A 12,094-nucleotide genomic window follows, 5' to 3' on the forward strand; every position below is an offset into this window, starting at 1 on the left:
GGACCATCCTCACCCCTCGACCGGGCCAACTGCCTGCCGGATCAGCCGTCCAGGTTCGCCGCGGGCAGGACAACGGTTGCGGTCAGGCCGCCGTCCGGTTCCGGCGTGAGCTCGAGCCGGCCGCGGTGGACCTCGACGATCCGGGCGACGAGCGCCAGCCCGAGCCCGTGGCCGGCGCCGTACCGGCGTTTCGCGAACGGCTCGGCGAAGGTCCGCACCTGTTCGGCGGCCAGTACGTCGCCGTCGTTACGGATCTCCAGGCGGCCCGGGAGAACGTGTGCGGAAACCGTTCCGCCGCCGTGCCGGATCGCGTTCTGCACCAGGTTCGTGACCAGCTGGTGCAGCAGGATCTCATTGCCTTCGACAACCGATTCGGAGACCTCGGCGGTCAGCGTCACACCGGCCTCGGCCGCCTCCGCGGACAGCGCCGGCCAGGCGGACCGCAGGACGGCGGCCAGGTCCAGAGGATCGGTCTCGATCTCCCGGTTGTCCAGCGCGGTCAGGCTGAGCAGGGTCTCGACGATGTCGATCCCGCGCTGGTTGGTCTCGGCCAGCCGTTTCACGAGCTCCGGTACGTCCTGGTGCTCCGGGTCGGCCTGCGCCACCTCGAGCATCGTCTTCATCACCGCATGCGGTGTCCGCAGTTCGTGCGAGGCGTTCGACGCGAACCGCCGGTACTGCTCGAACGCCGCCTGCAACCGGTCCAGCATCTCGTCGAACGTGTCCGACAGCTCGGTGAACTCGTCGCGGATCCCGGTCAGCCCGACCCGGTGGTCGAGCGACCCGCTCGCCGCCCGCCGGGCCGCGGCGGTGATCTCCTGCAGCGGCCGCAGCATCCGCCCGGCGAGCAACCAGCCGCCGGCCAGCCCGACGATCGCGAGGAACCCGAGCGACCACGCGGACAGCTTCACCACCAGGTCGAGGATCTCGCCGCGCGTCGGCGGCGGGCCGGCCCGCAGGTCGCGCGGGTTGGCGGCGGTCAGCGGGTAGTTCGGGACGATCCGGAAGACCAGCCAGATGATGCACGAGACGACTGCTCCGGAGACCACCAGCAGCCCGGCGTAGCTCAGCGTGAGCCGCAGCCGGACGGTCAGTCGCGGCCGCCAGGTGAGCAGCCGTTCGCCGCTCATTTCTCCCCGACGCGGTAGCCGACCCCGGGCACGGTGTGGATCACCCACGGGTCGCCGAGCCGTTTCCGAAGGACGGAAATCGTGATCCGTACGGCGTTGCTGAACGGGTCCGCGTTCTCGTCCCAGGCCTTCTCCAGCAGGGTTTCCGCGCTGATCACACCGCCGCGCGCGGTCATCAGCAGCTCCAGTACGGCGAACTGTTTCCGGGTGAGTTTCACGTACCGCCCGAAGCGGTGCACCTCCCGGCGGAACGGGTCGAGGCGGACCCCGGCGTACTCGATGACGGTCGGGGTCGCGACCAGCGGCCGGCGGACCAGGGCGCGGAGCCGGACCACGAGTTCGCGGAGTTCGAACGGTTTCGTCAGGTAGTCGTCGGCGCCGAGCTCGAACCCGGTGATCTTGGCGTCCAGGTCGCCGGCCGCGGTGAGCATCAGCACCCGGCATCCGAGGCCCTGCGCAACGATCTCGCGGCAGACCTGGTCACCGCTGATCCCGGGAAGGTCCCGGTCGAGGACCACCACGTCGTAGTCGTTCACGGTCAGCGCTGCCAGCGCCGCGTTCCCGTCGAAGGTGAGATCGGCCGCGATCGCCTCCAGCCGCAGCCCGGCCTGGATCGCCTCGGCGAGATAGACCTCGTCCTCCACGACCAGCACCCGCATACCGTCCATTGAACCAGGTCGCGGATATCGAAAACGTATCGGAAACACCAGACGTTCCGGCAACATCCGCTCGGATGAACTGTCGGCATGCTCACCGAACGAACCAGTCGTGAACGCCGGCTGAGCGCGCTGGCCGGGTTCGCGATCGTTGCCGCAGTCATCAGTCTGTCGGTCGCCGCCTGTACAACGGTTTCCGCCCAGAACGAAACGCATTCCTCCGGCGGGAAGTCCGCGGGAAGCTCCACCGGCTCCGCCCCGGCGCACAAGGGCCCACCCAACGCGGATGACGGTGTTCTGCCCGATCACACGTCGGCCTACGACACCGACCTGCCCGGGATCGCCAAGCTCGATCCCGCGCTCCGCAAGGCGGTCCAGGAGGCCGAGACCGCGATGACGGCGGACGGGATCCGGATGCAGGTGACCACCGGCTGGCGCAGCAAGAAATACCAGGAAGAGCTGCTGCAGAAGGCGATCCACAAGTACGGCAGCAAGAAGAAGGCCCTGGAGTACGTCGCCGACCCGGACGAGTCACACCATGTCACCGGCCACGCCGTCGACATCGGGCCCACCGACGCCGACGACTGGCTGAACCGCAAGGGCAACCGCTACGGACTCTGCCAGACGCTCTCCAACGAGATCTGGCACTTCGAGCTCGTCACCGAGCCAGGCCACTCGTGCCCACCGATGACCGACCCGACGAAGAAGTAGTGACTAGCGGGGTTCTTCCGGCGGGTCCGGAAGCTCGGACAGGGGCCGTTGGGACCAGGCGACGTCGTGCCAGGCGTCGTGCTTCCAGCCGATGTTCCGGTAGACCCCGATGGGCTCGAAACCCAAGGACTTGTGCAGCGCCTCGCTCGCCGCGTTGGGCAGGGTCACGCCGGCGACGGCCGTGCGATAGCCCCGGGCGATGAGACGCTCGAAGAGTGCCTCATAGAGCGCGCGGCCGGCGCCCCTGCCGTGGTGGCTGGGACTCACATAGACGCTGACCTCACAGGACCAGCGGTACGCCGGGCGCGGCTTCATCGGGCCGCCGTATGCGTAGCCGACGACCTGGCCGTCGTCCTCGAGGACCAGCCAGGCGTGGGTGGCGACGGCCCTCGTGATCCGCTCGGCCATCTCGGCAACCGTCGGCGGCTCGAGCTCGAACGTGATCGAGGTGCCGGTGACATAGGGCGCGTAGATCGCCGCGCAGGCTTCGGCGTCCGCGGCCGAAGCGTCTCTGACCTGAACCATGACACGATAGTAGCCACAACTGTCGCTATAGTGGCAACGTGATTGACGATCTGTCTCGCTCTCTGGCCGCGACCGTGCAGCACGCGCGGGTCGCGCAAGACCTGTCCGTGAACGCCTTGGCGGAGCGGTCCGGGGTCTCGCGCGCGATGATCGGGAAGATCGAGCGCGGCGAGGCGCAGCCGACCGCCGTACTGCTCGGAAAACTGTCCGGTGCGCTGGGGATGACGTTGTCCGAACTGGTCGCCCGCGCCGAGAACACCGACGAGTTGCTCCGTCGAGCCACCGATCAACCGGTCTGGACCGACCCGGCCACCGGGTATCGCCGGCGGGCGGTGTCACCGGCGACCGACGGCCCGCTGGAACTCGTCGAAGTCGAGCTACCGCCCGGCGCCTCGGTCTCGTACCCGGCCGACGCCTACATCTTCAAGTACCAGCAACTCTGGATCCTGGACGGAAACCTGCGTTTCCACGAGGGATCGCAGGTGCACGAACTGCAGACCGGCGACTGTCTGCAGCTCGGTGCACCACTCCCGACGACGTTCCACAATCCGGGTACGACGGCGTGCCGCTACCTGGTCGCGCTGGTCAAGGGCCGCGGCTGAAACCACTGCTCGAGCGCGTCCCGTAGCCCGCCCCGCTCGGCGTCACCGTCCTGCTCGGCGGCCCAGGCGACGTACCCGTCCGGCCTGATCAGCAGCGCGATCGGCTGCTCGCCCGGCGCGGCGTGCACCTCGATCTGCTCCGGAACACGTGTTCCGGAAAACGTTCCGGACGGTGTCAGGTCGACGAGCAGCGGTCGACCCGAGCGCATCAGCTCGGTCAGCGGTACGTCGCCCACCTGCAGATCGGGGGCCCACCGACCGACCAGCGGATGCTCGCCGGCGCCGTACCGGATGTCGGCGCCGGACATCAGGTTCGCGATCCGCTGCACGTTGTCCGCGTCGGTCAGAAACTCGCCGAACAGTTTCCGCAACGCGGTCACCTCGTTGCCCGGAGCAATCAGCGCGGACTGCGCCTGGGTCTGCATCACGACCCGCTCACCGACGGGCCGACGCTCGGACTCGTACGTGTCCAGCAGCCCCGGCGACGCCCAGCCCTGCACGTCGGCGGCGAGCTTCCACCCGAGATTCACCGCGTCCTGCAGGCCGAGGTTCAGCCCCGGCCCGCCCATCGCCGAATGCACATGCGCGGCATCCCCGAGCAGCAGCACCCGGCCGGAACGGAAACGCGACGCCAACCGGCTGTTTCCGCCGACCACCCGCCGTAGCTGCCGGACGCCGTCACCCGTCGGTACGGCCAACGGCAGGTGGACACCGAGCACCCGGTCCGCACTTGCCTGCAACTCCTCGAAGGTCATCTCACCGTCGGGCGGCGTGTCCCACTCTCCCGTGCTGATCCCCGGCAGCCGCCCCGGGAACGGCGCCCAGACGAACAGCCCGCGCTCCGTCCGCTGGTGCAGGAACGGCGGGACAGCGCCGTACCCCGGAATCTTCAGCAGCCCGTCCTCGACCCATTCGGGTGGCACCGCGGCACTTCCGGTCCGGGACACCATCGAGTCGTTCGTCACGCCAGGAAAGTCGATTCCGGCAAGTTTCCGGGTCTGGCTGTGCGCGCCGTCCGCGCCGACCAGGTACCGGGTCCGGAGCTGGTACTCCCCGTCCGGTCCGGACAGTGACACCGTCACACCGTCCGCATCCTGGGTGAATCCGAGCAGTTCGTGCCCTCGCCGGATCTCTGCCCCGAGTTCGAGCGCCCGCTCCTGCAGCACCTCTTCGATTCGCACCTGCGGCACCTGGAGCAGGTAGACCGGGTTCTCCTCGAGCAGTTCCAGGCGCAGTGGCATCGCGCCGAACACGAAACCGGGCGTCGGCTGCGGCGCTCCCGGCGTCGCGCTCAACCGCTCGTAGAGCCCGCGGCGGTCGAGCATCCGGACGACCTGGCCGACCAACCCGTTCGCGCGCGGAACCGTACTGCGTTCCGGCAGCTTCTCCAGCACGATCGGCCGGACACCGGCCAACCGCAGTTCGCTCGCCAGCATCAGACCGTTCGGCCCGGCTCCGGCGATCACCACATCCGTGTCCATAAGACCCCTCCATTCGGGCATGCCTGACCACCCCGGCGGCTCGCCAGGGTCAGGTAGCTGCATCGGTTATTCGGGGACGGGCAGGCCGGCCTCGATCTGGTCGAGGGCCGAGCCGAGCAGGTCGGCGATCGACCGCGGCGGATCGGCCCGCATCCACTCCGCCATCACGACCGCCCGGGCGGCGCCGATGACCTCGGCGACGAGCCGCGGATACAGCCCGGTGGTCCCGGTCCGGTCGGCGACCGCGGCCGCGAGCTCGTCACCCACCCGGGCGTACGCGCGGGCGATCGCACCCTGGAGCGCGGGCTCGGTCATCATCAACCGGATCCCGGCGAGCCACTTGTCGTCCGGCGGCCGCTGCCCGCCGTGACCCTCCTCGCCGAGCGCGAAGTGCAACTCGATCGCCTTGCGGATCGCCACCCACAACGGCTCGTCGGCCGGCCGCGCCCGCAGTTCCTCGGCGATCCGCAGGCTGCGCTCGACCTCGCGGGCCGCGATCGCGTCCGCCTTGCTGTCGAAGTAGTTCCGGAAGGTCCGCAGCGAGACCCCGGCCTCGGCGGCGATGTCCTCGATCCGGACATTGCCGTACCCGCGCTCGACCGCGAGCCGGACCGCCGCCCAGCTCAAGGCGATCCGCGTCTCCCGCTTCTTCCGCTCCCGCAAACCCTCGGCCATGTCTCGAAGGTAGCAGAAGTTGCCTAAAGAGCAAAGATGCCTTTTAGGCAAAATGTTGGAAGTGGGCAGACCCTGCGGTCGGCCGTGGTTGGGTTAGGACATGAGCGTGTCCCCGCTGGTCTGGGTGCTGACGTTGCTGGCGATCGCCGGCCTGTTGCTGTTCGACTACTTCTTCCACGTCCGCTCCGCACACGTGCCGACGCTGCGCGAGGCGGCCGGCTGGTCCGCGGTGTACGTCGGCATCGCGATCCTGTTCGGCCTCGGCACGCTGGTGATCGGCGGGACCCAGATGGGCTCGGAGTACTTCGCCGGGTACATCACCGAGAAAGCGTTGTCGGTCGACAACCTCTTCGTTTTCCTGATCATCATGACCGGCTTCCGGGTGCCCCGGGAGAACCAGCAGAAGGTGCTGCTGGTCGGGATCGTGGTCAGCCTGATCGCCCGCTCCGCGTTCATCTTCGTCGGATCCGCGTTGCTGCACACGTTTTCCTGGGTGTTCTACCTGTTCGGGATCGCGCTGCTGCTGACCGCCGGGAACATGCTCAAGCCGGAGACCGAGGAGTCACACCAGGCGCAGAACCTGGTCGTCCGGCTGGCCCGCCGGCTGTTCCGGACCACCGATGAGTACGACGGCGACCGGCTGACCACCAGGGTCGACGGGCGCAGGATGCTGACGCCGATGCTGCTGGTGATGGTCGCGATCGGTGCCACCGACCTGATGTTCGCACTCGACTCGATCCCGGCGATCTTCGGCCTCACCCAGAACGTGTACGTCGTGTTCACCGCGACCGCGTTCAGCCTGCTCGGCCTCCGGCAACTGTTCTTCCTGCTGGACGGACTGCTGGACCGGCTGATCTACCTGTCGTTCGGGCTGGCCGCGATCCTGGTGTTCATCGGCGCGAAACTGATCCTGCACGCCCTGCACGAGAACAACCTGCCGTTCGTGAACGACGGCGAACACGTCGAGGTCGGCGAGATCAGCACCGGCCTGTCGCTGGCCGTGATCCTGGTCGTGCTGCTGATCACGATCTTCGCGTCACTGTTCAGCACCCGCGGCCGGACGCAGACAGCGATGGCCCACATCCGCCGGGACGCGACCGCGTACCTCGACCCCGAGTACACCGACGACCCGGCGGAGCGGGAGCGGGTCTTCCAGCGGTTGCTGCGGGCCCGCGACCACATCACCGAGCTCGGCCCGAAAGCCAAGCAGCACGTGTTGAACGAGGAAGATCTGATGGCCCTCTGCCGCCAGGTCGGCGAAGCGCACGCCACCGCCCACGCCGACCACGTCATCCGGCCCAGCCTCTGAGAGCCGGCCTTCTAGCCTTTGACGGCTCCCGACGCGAGGCCGGAGACATAGAACCGCTGCAGCCCGACGTACAGCACGACGCACGGAATCATCGCGATCACCGCTCCCGCCACCAGCGAGCCGAAGTTGACCTCGCCGTACGCGCCGGCCTGAACGTTCACCAGCGCGACCGGCAACGTGTAGAGCTTGTCCTTGGTCAGGAAGGTCAACGCCCCGAGGAACTCCGTCCACGCCGCGAGGAACGCGTACAACGCGACCGTCGCAGCGCCCGGCGTGATGAGCGGACGAAGTACGGAACCGAGCATTCGGAAAGTTCCGCAACCGTCGACATGGGCAGAGTCCTCGAGCTCCGCCGGCACCGAGGAGAACGAGTTCCGCATCACGAAAACGCCGAACGGCAGGTTCACCGTGGTGTAGAACAGCACCAGCCCGAGCAGGCTGTCGGTCAGCCGCAGGACGTTCATCTCCAGGTACAGCGGCGTCAGGATCGCCTGGAACGGGATCATCATCGACACCACCACGAGCGCGAACAGCACCGGTCCGCCGCGGAACCGGAACCGCGCGAACCCGTACCCGGCGAGCGTCGCCAGCAGCATCGTCAGCACGGAGGTACTCAGGGCGACGATCAGGCTGTTGCCGACTGCCCGGATCAGGTTCCCCGGCCCCTCGATCAGAGTCCGGAAATTGTCCCAGGTCAGGTGGAAGAACGTTTTCGCGTCCGGCGCCGCCACGATCACGTCGTTCGGTTGCACCGACCGGAAGAGGGCCCAGAGCAACGGTACGGCGAAGACCAGGAAGGCACCGCCGCCGCCGATCACGTAGAACGTGTTCTTGAGTCGCATCGTCAGTCCTTCTCCCGGAGCAGGCGGAACTGGGCCGCGGTGACCAGGCCGACCACGATCACCAGCACGATCGACAACGCGGTCGCGGCGCCGAGCTGCAACTGGACGAACGCGCGGTTGTAGATGTACTGCACAACCGTCGTGGTGTCGGTACCCGGACCACCGCGGGTGAGGATGTAGAACTGCGAGAACGCGAGCAGCGAGCCGATCACCGAGATGATCACCGCCATCGCGATCGTCCGGCGCAGGATCGGGATCGTGATCTCGCGTTCCTGCTTCCACCAGCCGGCCCCGTCCAGCTCGGCGGATTCGTAGTACTCCCGCGGGATCGCCTGCATGCCGGCCATCAGCAGCATCATGGTCAGACCGCTCACCGCCCAGACGACCAGGACGCAGATCAGCCCGGTGGCGAGCGGCCCGTCCACCAGCCAGGCCGTCGTACCGTCGGTGATCCCGAGGTCCTTGAGGACGACGTTGATGATGCCGCTTTCCGGCTGTGCCTCCAGGACCGTGACGAAGCTGAGCGTAGACAGCCCGACCACGAACGGCAGGAAGAACACGGTTCGCAACAGCGTCGACCCGCGGCGTTTCCGGCGTACCAGGACCGCGAGCGCGTAGCCGAGCACCAGGATCGGGCCCGTCACGATGACCGTGTAGAGCAGCGTGTACAGGACGGACTTGGCGAACGCGGCGTCCGAGACGATCGCGGTGTAGTTCTTCAGCCCGCTGAACTTCACCGTCCCGATCAGCGGCCAGTTGGTCAGCGAGATCACCAGCGCGAAGACCAACGGCACCAGGACGAAGACGCCGACGAACAGTACCGCGGGCGTGACCAGCAACAGGCCGGTCCGCGACGGATGGGTGAGCGAGCCGCGGCCGATCCGGCGTGGCGGCCTGCCGGCGCTGTTCGCGGGCCGGGCGCTCCGGACCTCGACGCCGGTACTCATGCCTGCCCCTGACGCAGGATGCGGTCGTAGTTCTGCTGTGCTTCCTTCATGGCGGCCTCCAGCTCGCCGTCGAACACGGCGCGACGGAACATCTGCAACCACGGCCCATCCGGCTGGTTGTAGAGGAGGTTGTAGGAAAGCGTTGTCGGTGCGTATCCCTGCTCGATGTGCTCGAGCGGCAACGTCGCGAGCGGATACTTCTCGGCGAACATGCCGGTCCGCGCGTCCGACCGGACAGGTGTGTACCCGCCGGCCGGCAGATCGATCTGCTGCGGCAGGTCCAGCGCGAACCGGACGAACTCCCACGCACCGGAGGCGTTCTTCGCGCCGCGCGGGATGCACATGTTGTCGCCGCCGTCGAAGAACGCGGACCCGCCGTCCGGCCCGGACAGCAGCCGCGGCGTCACCTTCTTGTGGAACGCCGGATCGGATCCGGAAACGACCACGCTGTAGTTGGACGGGAAGATGCCGACCTTTCCGGCCCGGAAGTCGCTGCCCCAGCGGGACGCGTCGTCGGAGAAGTTCGCCCGCGGTACCAGGCCGTCGACCCACAGCTGCCGGTGCAGCTCGAGCATCTGCCGGACCACGTCGTTCCCGACGATGTGCCCGGACTGACTGCCGATCGTGCCCTGGATCAGGTCGGTCTTCGCGGCCCAGACCATCGGCTGGACGACGAACCCGAGAGCGCCCGGGCTGTTCGCCGGGAAGCTCCAGGCGTAGATGTCGTCACCGAGTTTCCGGAGTTTCCGGGCCGCTTCCAGCAGGTTTCCGAACGACGCGACGGCCTGGTCCGGGTCGACGTCCGCCCGGTTGCACAGCTCGGTGTTGAACCAGAACATCGAGTTGTCCGCCAGGTACGGCACGCCGTACACCCGCTTGTCCTTGGTCGCCAGCCGCAGGTGGCCGGGGCTGAGCTTGTCGCGGAAAGCGAGTTCGGAAAGTGGTTCCGTGAGGTCCGTGAACGCATCGCGGTAGATGAACAGCATCGAGTTGATGTCGTCGATGTCGACCAGGTCCGGCACGCTGCGGCCACGGATCGCGGTCGCCAGCTTGGTCACGTACTGCGCGTCCAGCACCGGCGTCAGCTCGACGGTGAGCCGGTGCTGGGACGCGTTGAACTTCTTCACCAGGTCGGTCAGACCGCTCTGCGTCGCCGCTCGGCACCACACCTGCACGGTGCCGGTCGAGTCCTGCCCGAACCCCGCCGCCTGGACGTCGGGTTCGGGCAGCACCGAGCTGCAGCTGGACGCGAAGCCGGCCGTGGTCACTGCGGCTCCGAGGCCGAGGAACTTCCGCCGGGTGAACATCGCTACGCCCGCGGCAGCCAGACGCGCATGGCACCGATCTCCCGGTTCGCCCACGCGTAATACGGAACCGCGGTCACCTCGACGGCCTCCCCGACCGAGTCATCCGCTCCGGGCACGAACGACCAACCCGGTCGATGTCCTGTCCCGGCACGTCCCTGAGCTCTCAGCACAGTCACACCGTCCAGCAGGTCCGACGCTTCAGCAACAGGTGCTTCAGGCAACAGATGGAGATCGTCGACGTTCGCCGTGTTGTCCTCCTGCTCGACGGCGTACACCAGCGGCCCACGCTCCAGCGCGACACATCCGCGGACGGCGTCGATCCGCGGATCCGCGCCCACCACCCGCGGGTCGAGCGGCAGGACCAGCTCGATCTCCGTCCCCTCCGCCCGGGCGTATCCTCCCGCGTCGACCGCCCGTCCGTTGACCGTCGCGCCCTCCGCCCACGCCGGAATGCGCAGGTCGACCGTGGCCGGCGTGGCGCTCGTGATGCGGACGGTGCCGTCCCACGGGTACGCCGTGTCGACCGTCAGCTCGACATCGCCGGACCTGATCACGCCGGCCGCGTACTGGTGGATCTGGATCGCGTCGTCGGTGCTGGTCGCCAGGTACCCGTCCAGGCTGGACAACGTCCGCATGATGTTCGGCGGGCAGCACGCGCAGTCGAACCAGCCGCGCCGCCCGTGCGCCGGGCTGCGCCCGTTGTCCGGGTACGCCGCCCCGCGCAGCTGCAGCGGGTTCACGTAGAAGTACTCCGTTCCGGAAAGCGATACCCCGGCCAGGAAACCGTTGTAGAGCATCCGCTCGATCGCGTCGCCGTACGTCGCCTCGCCGGTCGCGAGCAGCATCCGCCAGGCCCACTGGATGCCACCGATCGCAGCACACGTTTCGGCGTACGCGCGGTCCGTCGGCAGCTCGTACTCGTCGCCGAACGCCTCGCCGTCCCAGCGCGCGCCCAGCCCGCCGGTCACATACGTCTTGGTCGACCACATGTGGTCGAACTGCACTTTCAGCGCGTCGAGCAGCTCGGTGTCGCCGGTCTCCATCGCGACATCGGCAGCGCCCGCGGCCAGGTACACCGCGCGTACCGAGTGCCCCTCGACCGTGGTCGCCTCGCGGACCGGGACCCGGTCGGAGAAGTACGCCGGCGAGTGCCCGTGCCGCTCGATGATGCCGTGACCGCGGGCGTCGACGAACCACTTCGCGAGCTCCAGGTGCGTCGCCGTACCGGTCTCCCGGTACAGCTCGACGAGCGCCATCTCGATCACCGGGTGGCCGTCGACGTCGACCGTCTTGCCGTCGCCGAACGTCGCGTACAGGTGGTCGGCGAGCTTGATCGCCACGTCGAGCAGCTCGCGCTCCCCGGTACAGCGGACCGTCGCGACGGCGGCCTGGATGAGGTGGCCGGCGCAGTAGTGCTCGTGGCTCCAGACGAGTTGCTGGTAGCGGCCCTCGTCGCCGTACCGGAGCTGGACGACCGAGTCGAGGTACCCGTCCTCGCGCTGCGCGGCGGCGACCACCGCGGTCAGGTCGCGGATCCGGCCGAGCAGTTCGTCGTCGGGGTTGCGCCCGTACTCCCAGGCGGCCGCCTCGAGCCACTTGTAGACGTCGGAATCGGCGAACACCGGGCCGATCGCCTCACCCTCGCCGATGCCGGCGGCGAGCCGGAGGTTCTGCAGGTTGCCGGCCTTCTCCAGTTGGTCCTGGCCGCTGGGGATCGCGTCGGCGCCGTTCCGCGCCTGCCGCGGCGCCCAGAAGCCGCCGGTGATGCTGACCTGGCCGAGTCCGAGGGGCTGCCTGCGGCCCTTGCTGGTGGCGGCCGGGCTGCGAGAGGTCATAGCGCGTATCTCCTGAGTTTAGGAAATTTCGGAACACGTTTTCCTTGATGAAGGTAGGCACCCAAGGTCGCCAG

General features: G+C 68.2%; 12 protein-coding genes. 3 read left to right on the forward strand and 9 right to left on the reverse strand.

Annotated elements, in window-relative coordinates:
• Positions 1 to 41: 41 nt before the first annotated feature.
• Entirely contained in the window at positions 42 to 1,130 is a 1,089-nt protein-coding gene (locus AB0M51_RS35090) for a HAMP domain-containing sensor histidine kinase (protein ID WP_344191510.1), read from the reverse strand.
• A complete protein-coding gene (locus AB0M51_RS35095; protein WP_344191508.1) occupies positions 1,127 to 1,789 on the reverse strand; it encodes a response regulator transcription factor in 663 nt (220 codons plus the stop codon). Before AB0M51_RS35095 ends, AB0M51_RS35090 begins: the two co-directional genes overlap by 4 nt.
• Before the next feature lie 87 nt (positions 1,790 to 1,876).
• Between AB0M51_RS35095 and AB0M51_RS35100 the strand changes: the two genes are divergently transcribed.
• On the forward strand, positions 1,877 to 2,497 hold the full coding sequence (locus AB0M51_RS35100) for a M15 family metallopeptidase (protein ID WP_344191506.1): 621 nt from the start codon (positions 1,877 to 1,879) through the stop codon (positions 2,495 to 2,497).
• A gap of 3 nt (positions 2,498 to 2,500) precedes the next feature.
• Here AB0M51_RS35100 and AB0M51_RS35105 read toward each other — a convergent pair whose 3' ends face one another.
• Positions 2,501 to 3,022, reverse strand: a complete 522-nt coding sequence (locus tag AB0M51_RS35105; protein WP_344191504.1) for an N-acetyltransferase family protein — start codon at positions 3,020 to 3,022, stop codon at positions 2,501 to 2,503.
• Positions 3,023 to 3,060: 38 nt separating this feature from the next.
• On the opposite strand from AB0M51_RS35105, the gene AB0M51_RS35110 reads away from it, so the two are divergent.
• Positions 3,061 to 3,624, forward strand: a complete 564-nt coding sequence (locus tag AB0M51_RS35110; RefSeq protein WP_344191503.1) for an XRE family transcriptional regulator — start codon at positions 3,061 to 3,063, stop codon at positions 3,622 to 3,624.
• Here AB0M51_RS35110 and AB0M51_RS35115 read toward each other — a convergent pair.
• Positions 3,591 to 5,105, reverse strand: a complete 1,515-nt coding sequence (locus tag AB0M51_RS35115) for an FAD-dependent monooxygenase (protein ID WP_344191501.1) — start codon at positions 5,103 to 5,105, stop codon at positions 3,591 to 3,593. The two genes, AB0M51_RS35110 and AB0M51_RS35115, sit on opposite strands and share 34 nt — an antisense overlap.
• A 66-nt stretch (positions 5,106 to 5,171) precedes the next feature.
• On the reverse strand, positions 5,172 to 5,780 hold the full coding sequence (locus AB0M51_RS35120) for a TetR family transcriptional regulator (protein ID WP_344191498.1): 609 nt from the start codon (positions 5,778 to 5,780) through the stop codon (positions 5,172 to 5,174).
• A 100-nt stretch (positions 5,781 to 5,880) separates the two neighbouring features.
• Between AB0M51_RS35120 and AB0M51_RS35125 the strand changes: the two genes are divergently transcribed.
• Positions 5,881 to 7,089 carry a TerC family protein gene (locus AB0M51_RS35125; RefSeq protein WP_344191496.1) on the forward strand — a complete coding sequence of 403 codons (1,209 nt, stop codon included), beginning with the start codon at positions 5,881 to 5,883 and terminating at the stop codon, positions 7,087 to 7,089.
• Between the two features lie 11 nt (positions 7,090 to 7,100).
• On the opposite strand, the gene AB0M51_RS35130 is transcribed toward AB0M51_RS35125, so the two are convergent.
• The 4 genes from AB0M51_RS35130 to AB0M51_RS35145 are packed head-to-tail and all read right to left on the reverse strand — an operon-like array spanning position 7,101 to position 12,020.
• Positions 7,101 to 7,931, reverse strand: a complete 831-nt coding sequence (locus AB0M51_RS35130; RefSeq protein WP_344191494.1) for a carbohydrate ABC transporter permease — start codon at positions 7,929 to 7,931, stop codon at positions 7,101 to 7,103.
• A 2-nt stretch (positions 7,932 to 7,933) separates the two neighbouring features.
• On the reverse strand, positions 7,934 to 8,878 hold the full coding sequence (locus AB0M51_RS35135; protein WP_344191492.1) for a sugar ABC transporter permease: 945 nt from the start codon (positions 8,876 to 8,878) through the stop codon (positions 7,934 to 7,936).
• On the reverse strand, positions 8,875 to 10,185 hold the full coding sequence (locus AB0M51_RS35140; protein WP_363752303.1) for an extracellular solute-binding protein: 1,311 nt from the start codon (positions 10,183 to 10,185) through the stop codon (positions 8,875 to 8,877). Before AB0M51_RS35140 ends, AB0M51_RS35135 begins: the two co-directional genes overlap by 4 nt.
• A 2-nt stretch (positions 10,186 to 10,187) precedes the next feature.
• Complete coding sequence (locus AB0M51_RS35145) at positions 10,188 to 12,020, reverse strand: beta-L-arabinofuranosidase domain-containing protein (protein WP_363752306.1); 1,833 nt, start codon at positions 12,018 to 12,020, stop codon at positions 10,188 to 10,190.
• Between the last annotated feature and the right edge of the window lie 74 nt (positions 12,021 to 12,094).

It is taken from the genome of Kribbella sp. NPDC051137, from assembly GCF_040682535.1.
Classification (GTDB): Bacteria; Actinomycetota; Actinomycetes; order Propionibacteriales; family Kribbellaceae; genus Kribbella; species Kribbella karoonensis.